Origin of the sequence: Gilliamella sp. wkB72, from assembly GCF_001693745.1 — a bacterium.
GTDB lineage: Bacteria > Pseudomonadota > Gammaproteobacteria > Enterobacterales > Orbaceae > Gilliamella > Gilliamella apicola_E.
This window is the reverse complement of sequence record NZ_LZEI01000006.1, coordinates 52,485-70,781: the sequence shown is the minus strand read 5'-3', so window position 1 is coordinate 70,781 and position 18,297 is coordinate 52,485. Positions and strand designations below refer to the sequence as shown.

At 37.1% G+C, this 18,297-nt stretch carries 12 protein-coding genes; 6 read left to right on the top strand and 6 right to left on the bottom strand.

Annotated features, from left to right (window positions below):
• Positions 1 to 137: 137 nt before the first annotated feature.
• From A9G07_RS01695 to A9G07_RS01675, 5 genes are all read right to left on the bottom strand, one after another.
• Entirely contained in the window at positions 138 to 1,541 is a 1,404-nt protein-coding gene (locus A9G07_RS01695) for a hypothetical protein (protein ID WP_141677447.1), read from the bottom strand.
• A 730-nt stretch (positions 1,542 to 2,271) separates the two neighbouring features.
• Positions 2,272 to 2,772, bottom strand: a complete 501-nt coding sequence (locus A9G07_RS01690; protein ID WP_065733771.1) for a hypothetical protein — start codon at positions 2,770 to 2,772, stop codon at positions 2,272 to 2,274.
• Between the two features lie 194 nt (positions 2,773 to 2,966).
• A complete protein-coding gene (locus tag A9G07_RS01685) occupies positions 2,967 to 4,283 on the bottom strand; it encodes a hypothetical protein (RefSeq protein ID WP_065733770.1) in 1,317 nt (438 codons plus the stop codon).
• A 919-nt stretch (positions 4,284 to 5,202) separates the two neighbouring features.
• A complete protein-coding gene (locus A9G07_RS01680) occupies positions 5,203 to 6,543 on the bottom strand; it encodes a hypothetical protein (protein WP_141677446.1) in 1,341 nt (446 codons plus the stop codon).
• Positions 6,544 to 7,245: 702 nt separating this feature from the next.
• Positions 7,246 to 8,736: a hypothetical protein gene (locus A9G07_RS01675; RefSeq protein ID WP_065733768.1), complete on the bottom strand. Its 1,491-nt coding sequence runs from the start codon at positions 8,734 to 8,736 to the stop codon at positions 7,246 to 7,248.
• Positions 8,737 to 9,649: 913 nt separating this feature from the next.
• On the opposite strand from A9G07_RS01675, the gene A9G07_RS01670 reads away from it, so the two are divergent.
• Both A9G07_RS01670 and A9G07_RS01665 read left to right on the top strand, forming a co-directional pair.
• Positions 9,650 to 12,007 carry a membrane-bound PQQ-dependent dehydrogenase, glucose/quinate/shikimate family gene (locus tag A9G07_RS01670; protein WP_065733767.1) on the top strand — a complete coding sequence of 786 codons (2,358 nt, stop codon included), beginning with the start codon at positions 9,650 to 9,652 and terminating at the stop codon, positions 12,005 to 12,007.
• Between the two features lie 398 nt (positions 12,008 to 12,405).
• Positions 12,406 to 13,266, top strand: a complete 861-nt coding sequence (locus tag A9G07_RS01665) for a hypothetical protein (RefSeq protein WP_065733766.1) — start codon at positions 12,406 to 12,408, stop codon at positions 13,264 to 13,266.
• Positions 13,267 to 13,513: 247 nt separating this feature from the next.
• On the opposite strand, the gene A9G07_RS01660 is transcribed toward A9G07_RS01665, so the two are convergent.
• Positions 13,514 to 14,434 carry an L-lactate dehydrogenase gene (locus A9G07_RS01660; RefSeq protein WP_065733765.1) on the bottom strand — a complete coding sequence of 307 codons (921 nt, stop codon included), beginning with the start codon at positions 14,432 to 14,434 and terminating at the stop codon, positions 13,514 to 13,516.
• 330 nt (positions 14,435 to 14,764) lie between these two features.
• Here A9G07_RS01660 and A9G07_RS01655 point away from each other — a divergent pair, with 330 nt between their 5' ends.
• The 4 genes from A9G07_RS01655 to A9G07_RS01640 are packed head-to-tail and all read left to right on the top strand — an operon-like array spanning position 14,765 to position 18,263.
• Positions 14,765 to 15,685, top strand: coding sequence for a metal ABC transporter substrate-binding protein (locus A9G07_RS01655; protein ID WP_065563387.1), 921 nt, complete (start codon positions 14,765 to 14,767; stop codon positions 15,683 to 15,685).
• Positions 15,685 to 16,581 (top strand): manganese/iron ABC transporter ATP-binding protein, encoded by an 897-nt coding sequence (locus A9G07_RS01650; RefSeq protein WP_081303320.1) that lies wholly within the window; start codon positions 15,685 to 15,687, stop codon positions 16,579 to 16,581. The genes A9G07_RS01655 and A9G07_RS01650 overlap by 1 nt, the downstream gene beginning before the upstream one ends.
• On the top strand, positions 16,582 to 17,436 hold the full coding sequence (locus A9G07_RS01645) for a metal ABC transporter permease (protein WP_065733764.1): 855 nt from the start codon (positions 16,582 to 16,584) through the stop codon (positions 17,434 to 17,436). It abuts the gene before it with no gap.
• Positions 17,433 to 18,263 (top strand): metal ABC transporter permease, encoded by an 831-nt coding sequence (locus A9G07_RS01640; RefSeq protein ID WP_065733763.1) that lies wholly within the window; start codon positions 17,433 to 17,435, stop codon positions 18,261 to 18,263. The genes A9G07_RS01645 and A9G07_RS01640 overlap by 4 nt, the downstream gene beginning before the upstream one ends.
• Positions 18,264 to 18,297 lie beyond the last annotated feature (34 nt).

The window sequence follows — 18,297 nt, the reverse complement described above, 5'->3', positions numbered from 1 at the left end:
CGTCTAGAAATTAATCCTCATATCAAGTAGTTCAAACATCTCGACAAAATCGCATTTCATCATTAACTCTACAAGTAAACTACACTTTTAACGCTAGAGTTCCTCCCCCTATTTCCTCTTTCAAGAAATAAAAAAGGCTAAGGCGAGACACAGAGCGTGGGATTAGAATACTCAATGGGAAAAAGATTTATCGAACCATTTCTCGGATTAACGACATATTTACGGTTATGAGTAGGAGTTATTGATGATTTACGGCCTATTAAAGAAGGCATTGTTCCATCACTAGTCCAGTAGTCACTAAGGTAAAAACCGGTGTCATATTGGTGCATTGAGCCCCACTCACTAAAGAATCCTGCGCCAATTACACGCTGAAAGTAATTATTAGGTGATGAGGGTATTGCGCCAACTGCACCTTGACACTTACTATGAGAATTTATCCCATTACAAGAAGCATTAGTTAAATCTTTAACCGCAGCTAAACGTAAACGCTGGTCACTACAGATAGATGATGCTTTATCATAAGTAGTAGCTTGTTTAGAAAGATAAAACCACTGCTTTAATACAAAACCATATTTAATGATAGCTTTACCACTATTATCGCGACCGACTAACTCGAATGTTTGTGGCAAAGTAGGCGGCTTATTAGGACCCACAACAGCAAAATTGCTAGAATTCGGTCCGAATTTAGTTAAAACCGGCCCAGTTAAAGTGACGCGTACGCCTGTCGCTGTAGAACTAGTCATAGTAGCAGTGATGCCATCATGCGAAACAGGAGCCCAAAATAAAGCCTGATTACTACCAGCAATGTCTAAGTCAAAATACAAATTGTGAGCACCAGTAGTCGGAAAATTTAAACCATAGGATGACGGCGTAATTGATTGAAGTAAAAAGCCCTTAGCAGGGTTCCAAATAGAAGCAGGACCAGATACGTGATTAAAATAATGATATTCATTCTCAATCATTAAATACCTTAAATTAGGCCTAGCAAAACAAACCACAGCCCTTGCTTGTGGATTGATATAATAAGTAACATTACTTGCACTGAAACTACGACTACTTGGAACGCCATAACGAGTACTCAATGTACCGTCAGTGCTGGTTAATTTAACCTGATAAGGCGCCTTACAAATATCTGGAACAGTATGACGTGTGACAGGCTGATTATATTTATCAACGATAGATAAACTTAAACTACCTGTAGCGGTAACGTCAGTATCGCCATCATCATCTCCCCAATAATTATAAGGTGGACCGATAAGCGAACTTAAAGCGACTGAATTAGTATAAGTAGGAACCAACATACCAATATCAGCAAAACTTTGCCCCGCAACCGGCAAGACGATTGGTGCTGAAGAAGATGAAGGATTGGTCGAAGGCATAAATTGTGTACCATCAGATAGTGTAATCCCAAGCAGACCGTTAGTATCAACAACACGAGTACGACCACCGTCGAAAGTCAAATAAGGTGCAGTACCCTGTATCGCATTCCTAGTTGTCTGTGATGTCAATGCGTGACCCGAAAAAGGAAGAAAAAAAGCCACAAAAAAAATAATCTGCCGAGATAATTTGAGAAAATGAAAGGATCGAAAACAGGATCCGAAAAAGGATCGCGAAAGCGATCGCGCGAAAATTCGCAGAATTTCACGCGTAGAAAAATAAGTCTTGGTGTAAAATAAACGTTGGAAGCTGAACTTAGACGAATTTAAATTATAGGTTGGCCATGTTGCCTGTTGCCTGTTGCCTGTTGGAAATTATAAAACATTTGCGACAATCCTGTCAAGTAATTTTATGATTTATTTGTAATTTTATACTTTTCTATTAAATTTTAGCCTCGTAGCTAAAACCGTGTAAAAAGTATAGTGATTGGAAAAACACGATGCAACACTTTTTTTCGCTCAATTTCGTTAACTTTCGTAAATAGGATCTAAAAAGGATCTAAATTTTAATTGATTAACTAATGTTTTAATTAAATATATTGTCATTACACATCGTTAAAAATATGATTAATGATCCTGAAAGTTTTATCTTTATGCTTAAAATTAGTGATTTTGTTAATTTAATAGCTTTTAAGCAGAATTTAGAACCCCAAAAACCCCGCTCCTCAATTTTTTTTCGATAAAAAACTAAAAAACCACCCTAGTTGGGGCGGATGATTTATCTTCGACATCAAGCTCTGCGTGAAAAATGCTGACCTTATTTATAGCCTTTTTTCTATCAGCGGATTTGATAAATCCTATCCGATAGCGCCATCAGGCACAGTGTGCGCTGCTATTAATGCAATTCACTAAAATAATTCTTTAATTCCTGAATAAACGCACTATCTACCATAGCAGGATATTTATTTGCCTGCCATGATTGTAAAAATAATAGATGCTGAACCGTTAAGGATTTATTCATATCGTGGAATTCGTTTAACTGTTCGTTTACCTCTTGAGATGTTGTGAGAAGGGATTGTGGTGTTTTTTGCTTCGGTATTTGGCAATGCTTTTGATACCATAGCTCATAGCCACTTAAATCATAATCACCCAATAACTCATACCCCGTTAAATTAGGGCTGGCATTAGGGTAGCGTTTAGTAATAGAACGGGTAGGAAATCCACCGCAAATAATAATTTCATCAATTTTTTTTATATACTTTGCCGTTACCTTTAAGTTAAAACCCAATAATTGCTCAACCACATATAATGATTGATTATAAAGCTTTAAAAAATTACCTTCAGCAATAAACTGAACCGGCCTTTTACTTAACGCTATTTTGTCTTCAATATTCATTTTATATTACTCCTTTAATATCAATATTTTTAACCACCACCTCGGTGCCCAGCATTTTTGCCGCTTAGCCGCAAAATCGCTTTTTTTATGGCTAAACGACGTTGACTCCTTGAGTCAGCTTACTTTTAATCACCTAATACTATTTTTTATCACCCCCGCCCCCGCCCTAAGGATTAAGGACGAAGGAATAAAAACTAAGGATGGGAGCAAAGGCCGTAGTTGTTGTAAGAGTAGTCCCAATTCACGTAACCGTAGTGTGTGTTCACGAGAAACTGGTAACTACCATTCGGGTCACTAGTCCAGCACCAATTGTAGTCGAAGCCAACGCCTGAGTAATCATACATACGACCCCACTCAGTGAAAAAGCCAGAACCAATTCTACGTTGGTAATGATTACTAGGTGAGGGAGGGGTGGCGCCGATGGATATAGGGTTACCATTCCAATCACGAGATGCATTAGTTAAATCCTTTACGCGAGGCATTCGATAACCAATACTATTACACCAAGATAAGGTATTAGGATAATCTTTATACCCAGAACCTCGGTTGACGAACCACTGCTTCAAAGTAAAACCATATTTAACGACTGGATTACCTTGAGCGTCACGACCAACCAACTCGAATGTCTGAGGTAAAGAAGGCTTAGCAATAAAACCAGGATTGCTAGAATTCCATTGGGATGTGGTAGCGTAAGGACCAGCTAAAGTAACGCGTACGCTTGTAGCAGTAGGATTAGACATTGTGACTGTGATACCTCCCTGAGAAACAGGAGACCAAGACAATGGTTGACTACTACCACTAATGAGTAAATCAAAGTACAGTTTGTTAGCACCAGTTGTAGGAAAGTTTCTACCGTAAGATGATGGGCCAGTTGACTGAGGGATAAAACCCTTAGCAGGGTCCCACATTGAAGCGGGGCCAGCATATATACCTGTACCCAAAGTCAAATTAGGCCTTGCAAAACAAACCACAGGCCCAGCCTTAGGATTGACGTAATAAGTCTCACTACGAGCACTGAAAGTACTACGATTAGGAAATCCGTAACGAGTTGATAATGTACCGTTAGTACTAGATAACGTAACCTTATAAGGTGCCTTACAAATCTCTAGCTCTGTACTACGTGATACCGATTGACCTCTGTTATCGACGATAGATAAACTCAAAGAACCTGTAGCAGTAACGCCAGAATCACCATCATCATCTCCCCAATAATTATTAGGAGGACCGATAAGAGAACTTAAAGCGACTGAATTAGTATCAGTAGGAACGAACATACGAATATCAGCAAAACTCTGACCCGCAACCGGCAAGACGATTGGGGTTGTAGATGATGAATTGTTAGAAGGCGTGTAATTAGCTCCGTTAGATAGTGTAATCCCAAGCAGACCATTAGTATCAACTGCACGAGTACGACCACCGTCGAAAGTCAGATAAGGTGCACTACCCTGTATCGCATTCCTAGTTGTCTGTGATGTCAATGCGTGACCCGAAAAAGGAAGGAAAAAGACCACGAAAAAAACAATCTGCCGGGATAATTTGGAAAAGGATCGAAAACCGGATCTGAAAGAGGATCCGGAAAACGATCGGAAAAAGGATCGGAAAAAAGATCGAGAAGAGGATCGCGGAAGCGATCGCGCGAAAATTCGCAGAATTTCACTTGATTGAGTAGAAAAATAAGCTTTAGTGAAAAATTTAAACTGGGTGCTGGACTTAGACGAATTTAAATTATAGGTTGGCCAAGTTGCCTGTTGCCTGTTGCCTGTTGAAAATTATAATGCATATGTGACAATCCTGTCAAGTAATTTTTTGATTAATTTACAATTTTATTCTTTTTCTGTCAAATTTCAGCCTATTAGCTAAAACCGTGTAAAAAGTATAGTGATTGGAAAAACACGATGCAACACTTTTTTTCGCTCATTTACGTTAACTTTTGTAAATAGGATCTGAAAAGGATTTAAATTATAATTATTTAACTATTGTTTTAATTGAATATATTGTAGTTACAAATCTTTAAAATTAGAACGATTGATCCTCAAAAATTTTATTTTAAGGCTTTGAATTAGAAATTTAGTGATTTGGATCATTTAGTAATTTTTAAGTGACATTTAAAACCTCAAAAACCCCGCTCCTCAACTTTTTTGATGGAAAAATAGAACTACTAAAAAGCGCCACAGTTAAAGCGGAATTATTTACTTGAGGCAACATTGCAAAACAGGATTTTGAACCCCAAAAACCCGGTTCCTCAACTTTTTTTGAGATAAAATACAAAAAAAATAAACCCGCCTAGGCGGGTAATTGAAGCGTCGCTAAGCCACAAAATCGCTTTTTTTATGGCTAAACGACGTTGACTAGTAGCTTACTTTTAATCACTTAATACTATTTTTATCACTCCCACCCCCGCCCTAAGGATTAAGGACGAAGAAATAAAAACTAAGGATGGGAGCAAAGTACGTAGATCTCGTAGTAGAACCAACCCACATCACCGTCGTTAGTGTCCACGACATACTGGTCACTACCATTCGGGTCACTAGTCCAGACCCAACCGTAGCCGAAGCCAACGCCTGAATAATCATCCATTTTGCCCCACTCCGTGAAAAAACCTGAACCTATATGACGCATGTAATACTTACTAGGTGAGGAAGGGGTGGTGCCTAAATTATTATAATTTGAATTTGTTAAATCCCTTACGCGAGGCATTCGATAACCAATACTATTACACCAAGATAAAGCACGAGAATAATTGGACTCAGTCACATTACCACTGTTGACGAACCACTGCTTCAAAGTAAAACCATATTTAATAACTGGATTACCATTATTGTCTCGACCGACCAACTCGAAGGTCTGAGGCAAAGTAGGTTTAGAAATAGGATTAGGACTGGATGAACTTTGCTGGGATGTGGTAGCGTAAGGACCCGTTAAAGTAACACGAACACTTGTAGCAGTAGGATTAGACATAGTAGCAGTGATACCTCCCTGAGAAACAGGAGACCAAGACAATGGCTGACTACTACCACTAATATCTAAATCAAAGTACAATCCATTAGCGCCAGTTGTAGGAAAGTTTTGACCGTAATAGAGAGGGTCTGTTTTTTGAGTGAGAAAACCCTTAGCAGGGTCCCACATCGAAGACGGACCAGCATAATTACCTGTACCGTAATCCAAATTAGGTCTGACAAAACAAACCACAGGCGCCCCCTTAGGATTGACGTAATAAGTCACATTACTAGCACGGAAATCACTACGATTAGGAATACCGTAACGAGTCGATAATGTACCGTCAGTACTGGATAACATAACACGATAAGGTGCGTTACAAATCTCTGGCACTGTACTACGTGATACCGTTTGACCGCTTTTATCGACGATAGATAAACTCAAAGAACCTGTGGCAGTAACATCACTATCACCATCATCATCTCCCCAATAATTATTAGGAGGACCAATAAGAGAATTTAAATCGACTGAATTAGTATTAGTTGGGACGAACATACTTATATCAGCAAAACTCTGACCCGCAACAGGCAAGGAGATTGGGGTTGTAGATGAAGAATTGGTAGAAGGCGTATAATGTGTACCATCAGATAGTGTAATCCCAAGCAAACCTTCATTATTAACCGCACGAGTACGGCCGCCATCGTAAGTTAAATATGGCTCACTTCCGTGAATAGAATTCGAGGTATTAACGGTTAATGCATGGCTAAAAGAAGGAAGTAATAGTACGACAAAGATCAGCCGAAATAATTTGGATCGATGAAAAGATCGCGCCAAAATTCGTAGAATTTTGCTTGAACAGATGAAAAAATGAAGTTCTCGGAAAAATGAAAATTGGGAGCTTAACTTAGACGAATTTAAAGTATAGGTTGACCAAGGTGCATGGTGCATGGTGCATGGTGAAAATTATAATGCATAACGACAATCCTGTCAAGTAAATTTTGAATTTAATTAATGCTTTGCAGTTAAATTCTCAAAGCTAGAACAGTTAAAGATTATAGTGACAGCAAAAATACGTTGCAATAGATCTCATTAGACTTAATTGCTAACATTCGTAAAGAGAATCACGAAATATCTAAAAAATGATCGGTTAACTATTGTGCTAATTAAAAATATCGACTTTACATACCTTTAAAAATTGGTCATTTTATCGCCATAGAAATTTGTAATTTTTTTTAATTTTAGACTCTCCCCAAAAAACGCCCTTCAAATTTCTATGAAGCACCTAAAAAATAAATGTGTTAAGGGATGTATGCAGAGTTGTAAAAACGTGATTTTACCCCCCCTAAAAACCCCGCTCCTCAACTTTTTTTTGCTTTAAAAAAACTCAAATTAAACTACCTCAGTCGAGGTGTGCGAATCTATGCTATAAAATCGCTTTTTATAGGACACCCCCGTTGACTCTTTGAATCAGCTACCCTTTTTGACGCTATTTTTACTATCCCAAAAGCTCCAGTCATAAGGATTTAGAAGTAAGGACTAAGGGTAGGTACAAATTCCATAGATGCTATGGGTAGTGTCGATCCTATCGATACTACCACTACCTGAGGCCACGTAAAACTGACCAAGAGTATTGAGGATATCTAAGTCAGTCGTCAAGTCATTAGCCCAGTACCCATAAAGGTAAAACCCAGCTCCCGAGTAGTAATCCATTGCGCCCCACTCCGTAAAAAGACCAGCACCGATTTGACGCTGGTATAAATTATTAGGTGACGACGGTGTAGCGCCGACTGAATCTTTACACCAAGAACCGTGATTAGTCCCACGGCAAGATGCATTTGTTAGATCACTAATTTTAGTAGGTCGATAACCAATACTCTTACACCAAGATAATGTATCTAAATAAGTGCTAATACCTTGATGGATAAACCACTGCTTTAACTCAAATCCATACTTGACGACAGGGTTACCACTACTATCGCGACCGATTAACTCAAATGTTTGGGGCAAAGTAGGCTTAGAAATAAGACCAGGGTTGCTAGAATTCGATTGTGATTCAGTTGCAACAGGACCGGTTAAGGTTACGCGTACACTTGTAGCTGTAGAATTGGTCATGGTAGCGGTTATACCACCATGAGAAACCGGTGACCAAGACAACGGCTTATTACTACCTTCAATGAGTAAATCAAAGTACAAACCATGAGCACCAGTAGTAGGGAAGTTTAAGTTGTAAGATGATTGAGTGAGAAAACCTTTATCAGGATTCCACACTGAAGCCGGACCACGGTAGTCGTGAGAAAGACCTTTCTCATTAAGTTTACCTAATCTTAAATTAGGCCTAGCGAAACATACTGCTGATGATTCGTTAGGAGTAATATAATATGTCACATTACTGGCACTGAAATTACAACTAGTAGACTCGCCATTATTGAACGAACCAGCTGTACTGCTTAATTTAACCTGATAAGGTGCCTTACAAATATCTAACACGGTATTGCGTGATACTGCTTGGTTATTTTTATCGACGATAGATACATTTAAAGTGGTGTTCACATCATCCCCCGAATGAGTATACTTCGAACCGATAAAGGTACTTAATGCGACTGAGTTGATATTAGTTGGGACTAACATACTAATATCGGCAAAACTCCGACCAGGCAGCTTGATTGGGTTGTTAATTGATGAGTTATTGGTTGAAGGCGTGTATCGTGTTCCATCTGATAAAGATATTTCGAGCAGGTTGTCGATATTAACGGTACAGGTACGATTACCATTGAAGGTTAAATACGGCTTGCTATCGTTAATAACATTTGTCTGTTTAGGTTTTAGTGCGTGGCTGTAAAAAGAGAGAGAAAATAAAAGCGCAAAAAAAATCTGCTGGAATAAATTGGATCGACAAAAGAAGTACGCAAAAGTTAGCTGAATGGTGCTTAAGTATGAGAAAAAATAAGCTTTCTTGAAAAATAAATATTTTGAGCTTTGCTTTGACGAATTTAAGTTATCGGTTACCGGTTGAAAATTATCACACATGTTCGACCACCCTATCAATTGTCCTTTAAATTTATTGATATTATTTATTGATTTAATTTTAGTCATCTAAATAAAACAATGTAAAAAGTATAGTGACTAAAAAAATTAAGGACAATATATTTTTTTAACAACCAGTCATCGTAAAGAAAAGCGTTTACAAAAAATAACACGCGATTGATATTAGTTTTTTTGTGAATTTAAGGAACGGAATCTTCGGACTTCAAAAAACCGTTCCTCAAATTTTGGAGGGGAAAACTGCCTACTCGGCATAAATCTTAGAGAGCGAAAACAGTACATTAGATTTAATTTTCTAAACTACCTACTCGGCATAAATCTAGAACACTGCATACTATAAACATTATTTGCACAAAGGCAAAAGACATTTTGGAAATTAAAAACCCTTTTTTAATAGATTTACAATCATATGATTTTTAATGATTTTATTTTTTAATAGAAAAAAGGGTTATTAAGCTATTTATTTTGGAATTAAAAAACCCCGCTCCTCAACTTTTTTTGGTTATAAAAAACGCAAGAAATCCTTTCAGTTTGTTTAAATTGGCGAAACATTCAATCAGACTAATATGCTTTACGTGATAAAGTATGCGTTAACTTTATACTAATAATTTGATTTTTAACCATAAAATTTATTATTTTGGGATATTAAAATACGTGAATTTTAGTCGCAAAAAAGTCAAAAAAATTTTTCATGCCCCTATTGTTTTTCTCAATTATTGAGAGCATATTAATTGCATATTTATCAGACAAGTTTTTGCCTTGTTGATGGATGATGATAAATAATTAAGGAGTTCATCTTTTACCCCCGTCGTTTTCTACCATTACTCATTAAACAACGTCAAGTTAAACTGAGAAATTTAATCAATAGTAAGATTAATATTAAGTATAAGGATTATTCATGATAAAGATAAATGGTGCTAAAAAATTTTATTTATGGCTTGTTGCCACAATTTTATTAATCAGCGGGCTGTTTTTGACCATTAACGGTGTGCGACTTGTTGCCGTTGGTGGTAGTTGGTATTTTTTATTAATGGGGTTGGTGCAAATCGTTTCCTCATTTCTTTTATTTAAGCAAAACACTAAAGGTGCATGGCTTTATGCTTTAGCTTATGCCTTAACAATTGTTTGGGCATTATATGAAGTTGGTTTGCAGTTCTGGCCGTTATTTTCTCGTTTAATGGTATTTGGTGGTTTTGCAATGCTTATTGCATTTGCTTATCCAACATTAAAGAAAACAGGCGATAATAAAGCTGGCAAAGGTGGGTATGCTGTCGGTATTTTTATTTTTGTTGCGCTTTGTGTTTCGCTCGGATTTATGTTCCAGGAACATAATGTGATTAAAAATGCAGTACCTTTAGCCAATAATCAATTGAAACCTACAGACAATCTGCTTGATTGGAAGCAATATGCGAATACTACTAAAGGGACGCGTTTTTCAGGTGCGGATCAAATTAACAAAGAGAATGTAAAAGATCTTCAAGTCGCATGGACTTATCGTACCGGTTATGTGCCTTATAACAGCGGTTCAGGTCCGGAAGATCAAAATACGCCATTACAAATTGGCCAAAATGTTTATCTCTGCACCCCAACAAATATTGTGATTGCTTTAGATGCAGATTCAGGTCAACAAAAATGGCGTTATGATCCTAAAGCTTCAACCCCAAACTGGGAGCGTTGTCGAGGCTTAGCTTATTATGAAGATAGTTTAGATAATGTTAGCAATAGTAATGCGACTTGTTCAGCTAGAATCATTATGAACACTATTGATGCCCGTTTAATGGCAATCGATGCCAATACCGGTAAATTATGTGAAGATTTTGGTGATAAAGGCGTTGTGGATCTTAAGAAAAATATGGGTGATATTCCGCCTGGCTATTATGAACCAACTGCTGCACCATTAGTAGCCAAAGATGTTATTGTTGTTGGTGGACGGGTTGCTGATAACTTTTCAATCAATGAACCTGGCGGGGTAGTTCGAGCTTTTGATGTTCATTCCGGTAATTTGGTTTGGGCGTGGGATCCGGGTAATCCAAATATTACCGATGTACCACCTGCAAATGAAACCTATACTCGCGGTACCGTTAACGTTTGGGCAACAACAGCTTACGATCCAGAGCTCGATCTTGTTTATGCTCCAACCGGTAATGCAACCCCAGACTTTTTTGGTGGTGGTCGAACTCATTATGATGATGATTTTAATTCGTCTATTGTGGCTTTAGAACGTAAAACAGGACAAATTCGTTGGACATTTAGAACGGCTCATCATGATTTATGGGATTATGATTTACCTTCACAACCATTACTTTATGATATTCCAAATGAAAATGGTGGCGTGACAAAAGTCATTGTGCAAACCACAAAATCCGGTCAAATTTTTATGCTTGATCGCGTAACGGGTAAACCTGTTGCAGAAGTCCAAGAAAAACCTGTTCCGCAAGGTAATGTTCCGGGTGAATATTATTCTCCGACTCAACCATTCTCAGTGGGGATGCCTTCAATTGGTAATGAAACCTTAACTGAGTTCGATATGTGGGGAGCAACACCATATGATCAGCTTCTTTGTCGTATTGACTTTGTTGGTTCTGAATATCATGGTCTGTTCACTCCGCCGGGTATGACTAAAACGTTACAATATCCAGGATCGTTGGGTGGTATGAACTGGGGTAGCGTGGCAGTTGATCCTCAAAACAATTTGATGTTTGTTAATGATATGCGTATTGGCTTGAAAAATTGGATGATTCCTCAAGACCAAATTCCGAAAAATTCAAGCGGGATTGAGATGGGTATTGTTCCACAAAAAGGAACACCTTTTGGTGCAATGCGTTTAAGATTTACCTCACCTCTTGGCGTGCCATGTCAAAAACCACCGTATGGCACAATGACAGCTATTGATCTTAAATCACGTCAAGTGGTTTGGCAAAAACCTTTAGGCACTGTTATGGATACGGGGATTTTAGGTATACCTATGCATTTACCTGCTCCAATCGGTATGCCGACCATTGGTGGACCAATGGCGACTAAGTCAGGTTTATTATTCTTTGCTGCTACGCAAGATTTTTACCTAAGAGCCTTTGATTCGGTTACAGGTGAAGAAGTTTGGAAAGCGAGATTACCGGTGGGTAGTCAAGGTACTCCAATAACATATATCTCACCAAAAACAGGTAAACAATATATTGTGATTTCCGCTAGTGGCGCAAGACAATCTCCTGTGCGTGGCGATTATGTTATTGCTTATGCATTGCCAGATAAAAAATAGTTTTTGGCAAAATAGATAAGATAAGCTTAATCTAGAAATGCCATTATATCGTTTAGTTTTAACGATATAATGGCAAATAAAATACAATCTAGTCAGTTTAATTTAACTATTCTATTCAACTAAACCTGATACCTTTCTTAAATTCATTGGCGAAATTGCTGCTATCACAACACCACTTTCCATTATTTCTATAATTTCCAATAATTATCCCATTACTAAATGCTTTAGTCTCAACAATCAGATAAATCTGGATTTTTGGTTAATAGTAATGCCATAATTTATCTACATGATTAAATAGTTATGAAGATGTAATATTACAGAAAGAAAAACTTATTTCATGAGATATAATGACTGCAAAAATTGTAACTATCTAGTAATAAAAGGGATTTTATAGGAAAATGAAAAAAATAGTTTCTACTTTATGTTTAGCGATATTTTTTACTCTGTTTAACACTCATGTAGTGTTTGCCAATGATAACTCATTTAATCATAGAAAGCATTTTGATTCCTTCGATGACTTCTATCAAAGTTTACCTGTTTTATCCATGCCTATTGATAGCAATAATACCGCCAATGGAATATATGTTGATAGCAAATTTTTTCATTTCGATGATGATGATTATAGTTATTATGATAAGCCTATTGTTGAAACCGACAACTATTTTACGCTAAAAAATCTAAAAGCTATTGGTCGCTTTGAAATGGGTGATATCAAATTTATACTCTATGATTTTACTTTTGATAGTATAGGCGAAGGTTTCAACGAAGATATCAAATTAATTAATGCTTTTGACAAAAATGGAAAATATCTAGATGAATTAATGGTAGCGGGAAAAACTGGACATGAAGATCACATATTTTACTTTTCATCCACGATTAAAGATCAACTATTTCATATTAAACTAGACGCTGTTTATGAACTCGGCTATGTAGCGGAGGTAAAAGACGATATCTATCAATATAAAAAAGCTATTGATTTAACTTATCAGTTTCATGACAATCAGTTTTGGTTACAAGCCTCTCCGGTAAACTGTCAAACTAAAAATTTAAAGCAATATTTGAATAAACTTACCAAGCAACAGTTTGCCGATATTGATGATATCGTGTCATTTAGTCATTATATTGACTGTTATCCTATATCCGATAATTTACAAACATATAAACAAATAGCTGATTATATTAAAAATTCTATTAATTATTTTCTAAGTACTGCTGAATTGAAAAAATTGCAGGAAACAATTCATCTTATTGAGGAGTAAGAACGTCATTATCCAAAGATGGCGCACTGACTGGTTATCTCTTTGAGTGTGTTCAATGTGGTAAGAAAAGATTGCATATTAATTGCAACAATGACTATACACCATTTTTATGACGTTAATTTACCCAATCATCAAAAATCAAATTGTACAAGAAGCCGATTTATTAATCGGCTTTAAATAGAATCAGATAAAATGCTTATCGCTATTGGCTGATAAAAGTATGACATAAATTTTAGCTTTAATAAGATTAATTAATATGTTGAATATAACCTTTCACAATATTAATACTTGTATCAAATAGCTGTTTTTCCTGATCGTTAAAATCAAGTTGTATCACTTTTTTAATACCATGCTGATCTAAAATTGCCGGTACCCCTATAGCGACATCTTTATACCCATATTCACCCTCTAAAATACAACTTAATGCTAATGCTCGATGGCTGTTGGTGAAGATGTGTTGGCAAATTTCAGCAATCGTGCTGGCAATGCCGTATTCGGTGCAGTGTTTGTATTTGACGATTTCAAAGCCTTTATTTTTAGCTTTAGTACCAATGTCCGCAAAATTAATTTTATTTTTTTCAAGTTGATTAAGATTTATGCCATAAATTGAAGAGTGTGACCATACTGGAAATTGTGAGTCGCCATGCTCTCCCACAATAAAAGCATCAATACTTTGTGGTCCGATATCCATTTGTTCGCCGAGTAATCGTCGCAGGCGAACTGTATCGAGCCAAACACCCGTACCAATGACGCGATGACGAGGTAAACCAGATAGTTTCCAGACTTGATAAGTAATTGCATCACACGGGTTTGTGGCAATTAGGAATATGCCTTTGAATCCGCTTTTCATCATGTTGGGAATAAGATTAGCCATAATTTTAGATGTGCCTGACAGCTCTTCTGCCCTGCTTTTTTGTGCCAGCCCTGAGGTGACAGTAATAATGGCTATATCGATATCAGCACAGTCCGTCGATTCACGTAAACTGACTTTTATCATGTTTTGGCGATAAGCGGCGGCATCGAGTAGATCTTGTGCATGACCGTAGGCTAAGTCTTTATTAAGGTCGACTAGTGCGATCTCTTCACAAAATCCACGATTGACTAATGTATAAGCGGTGGTTGAACCGACATTTCCTACACCAATAATCATTACTTTACGTAGTTTCATATTTAGCCTCGTTATTTATAAGTTGTCATTCTACTTTTTTGATGGAGTGCGATATCATCTCCAGTTTAACACTACATTATCTATCGTTCTAATAGATGTAGCTGGCTACGCTTTTTTTGTATTTTTGTTTAATATTGAGTAATAAAAAATTTGACTTTTATTTTATTAATGATAATAATTCTCATTAACATTTAAAATATCATTTTTGCATTTTTAAAGTAATAGGGAGTGATCTAGAAAAGGATTTCGTACATTTCTGATCGTTTATCTACAGCTTATTTTCTGTACTTGATTGAGTTCGAACAGATAGTATACAATAAGGATTAATCAATGAAATTCAATTTTTTTAAAAGCCGTAAGACATTATTAAATGCGATTTTAGCATCGCTACTGGTTTTGACAGGGCTGACCAATTCATCATCAGCTGATGAGAAAAAATTTAAAGTTGTTACCACATTTACCGTTATACAAGATATTGCCCAAAACGTGGCTGGTGATGCCGCGGTTGTGGAGTCAATCACTAAAGTTGGCGCCGAAATTCATGAATACGATCCTACACCACAAGATATTAATAAAGCACTGTCTGCCGATTTGGTGTTGTGGAATGGTTTAAACTTAGAACTTTGGTTTGAGCGCTTTTTTGAAGATATTAAAGATGTGCCTTCAGTTGTCGTAACAGAAGGCATTGAGCCAATGCCGATTCAAGAAGGTAGCTATAAAGGTAATCCAAATCCTCATGCTTGGATGTCACCAACACTTGCTTTAACTTATGTTGAAAATATTCGTGCGGCTTTGGTTAAATATGATCCGAAAAACGCCGAAATATATAATAAGAATGCCGCAGAATATGTGGCAAAAATTAAGGCGCTTGATGCCCCACTTCGTGAGCGTTTAGCTAAGATCCCTGAATCACAGCGTTGGTTAGTGACCAGTGAAGGCGCTTTTAGTTATTTAGCACGTGATTATAATCTTAAAGAGGCGTATCTCTGGCCGATTAATGCCGAGCAACAAGGTACACCTAAACAAGTTAAGCATCTTATTGATTTAGTGCGTGCTAATAATATACCTGTTTTATTTAGTGAGAGTACGATTTCTGATAAACCTGCTAAGCAGGTAAGTAAAGAAACTGGCGCTACTTATGGTGGTGTGTTGTATGTTGATTCACTTTCTACTAAAGATGGCCCTGTTCCTACTTATATCGATTTATTAAAAGTGACGGTTGAAACAATCGCTAAAGGATTCGAAAAATAATGACTCAAATTTGCTTAAATGTTGATGATATTACCGTGACCTATAATAATGGTCATACGGCAATTCATGATGCGAGTTTTCGTTTGAATGGTGGCACTATCTGTGCACTTGTCGGCGTTAATGGTAGTGGGAAATCGACACTATTTAAAAGCATTATGGGGATGATAAAACCCACTAAAGGACAAGTGACGTTTAATGATATTTCGGTAAAACAAGCATTAAAGCAAAATATTATTGCCTATGTTCCTCAAACTGAAGAAGTCGATTGGGATTTTCCGGTTTTGGTATCGGATGTGGTGATGATGGGGCGTTATGGTCATATGTCTTTTTTACGAATACCAAGTAAGGAAGATAAAAGACAAGTCGATCTGGCACTAGAACGAGTCAATATGTTGGATTTTAAGCATCGCCAGATTGGTCAACTTTCTGGCGGTCAAAAAAAACGTGTCTTTTTAGCTAGAGCTTTGGCTCAACAAGGTAAGGTGTTATTGTTAGACGAGCCATTTACGGGCGTTGATGTGAAAACCGAAAATGCCATTATCGATCTGCTTAAAGATCTTCGTGATGAAGGCCATTTGATTTTAGTTTCTACCCATAATTTAGGTAGTGTGCCAGAGTTTTGTGATCAGGTAGTGTTGATTAATCAAACCGTGTTGGCTTTTGGTGAAACTAAAACAACATTTACCCCACAAAATTTGATGATGACATTTGGGGGTGCACTACGTTATTTAAGTTTGTCAGGTGAGCAATTACACCAAGATGAAGATCCTCGCAAAATGTCTATTTTAACTGATGATGAGCGGGCAGCTATATTTTATGGTGAAGGCAATGATGACTCGGCTCACAAAGATTTTCTAGTCGAACCAACCGTTATTGAAACTAAAGGGCAACACTAAATGGAACTGCTTCTTGAACCTTTTACTTATGGCTTTATGTTAAAAGCCATTTGGGTAAGTAGTATTGTTGGTGCAGCTTGCGCATTTTTGTCGGCGTTTTTGATGTTAAAGGGCTGGTCTTTAATGGGCGATGCCCTTTCGCACTCAGTAGTGCCCGGTGTGGCGGGTGCTTATGCGCTTGGCTTACCTTATTCAGTGGGCGCTTTTTTTACCGGTTTGTTAGCGGCTTTATCAATAACAATTGTACGTGCTTTCACTCGTTTAAAAGAAGATGCCATTATTGGTTTTATCTTTTCGACCTTTTTTGCTATTGGTCTTTTAATCATTTCACTAAATCCAACTTCTGTTAATGTGCAAACTATTATTTTTGGTAATATTTTGGGAATTGATGATAGTGATATGTGGCAAGTGCAAATTATTATTTTAGTTTCACTGATTTTGCTACTGTTTTTTTGGAAGGATCTTTTAGTGGTCTTTTTTGATGAAACTCATGCTCGTTCAATTGGCTTAAAACCATTACAGTTAAAGATTCTTTTTTTTACTATTTTGAGTGCCTGTACAGTTGCTGCACTGCAAACGGTCGGTGCAATCTTGGTCATAGCGATGGTAGTCACCCCTGGAGCAACGGCTTACTTACTTACCGATAGATTTTCGCGGTTATTAATTATTTCAGTTATCATCGGTGCGCTGACGAGTGCAATTGGCGCTTGGATCAGTTATTTCCTTAATGGTGAAACAGGTGGTGTGATTGTGACATTACAGACTTTAGTCTTTTTGACAGCATTTTTATTTGCACCAAGACAAGGGTTGATTTCACGCCGAATCAGCCTAGCAAGACAAGGAGGTTCAGTATGATATGGGATCTTATCTATCATCCTCTTACAATTCCTTTTGTTCAACGTGCGATCCTAGCTGCGCTCGCTACTGGTATTGTTTGTGCCCTACTGTCATGCTTTTTAGTGTTAAAAGGCTGGTCGTTGATGGGCGATGCGATTTCTCACGCGGTATTACCCGGTATTGTACTTGCTTATTTAGCTGGAATCCCTTTAATAATTGGTGCATTTGCGTCGGGGTTATTTTGTTCGGTTGCTACTGGTTACATTAAAGATAACAGTCGAATAAAGGAAGATACTGTAATGGGTATCGTTTTTTCGGGAATGTTTGCTTTTGGTTTAGTGCTGTTTTCTAAAGTGGAAACGTCGCAACATTTGAATCATATTTTATTTGGTAGTGTGTTGGGAACAAGCTATCAAGAACTCATCCAAATTATTACGATTGCAAGCATTGTTTCGATTTTAGTTATCATTAAACGCCGTGATTTAATGCTGTATTGTTTTGATGCCGTGCAAGCAAGAGTAGTTGGTTTGCCAGTTAAATTATTACATTACGGTTTATTAAGTATTTTAGCATTGACTATTGTTGGATCACTTAAAGCTGCAGGTGTTATTTTGGTGATTGCGATGTTAATTGCGCCGGGCATAACCGCATTTTTATTGACTAAACGTTTTGAAAAGATGTTAGTGATTGCAGTAATTGTATCGGTATTTTCGACAGTAACTGGTACTTTAATCAGTTTTCATATAGATGCGTCAACCAGTGCTTGTATTGTGATTTTACAAGCAGTGATTTTTACTCTTGCCCAGTTTTATCGGATCTACGCTAATAAAAAATTAAGGCGTTAATTGAAGTATTGTTTTTCATATTGATGATACTTCA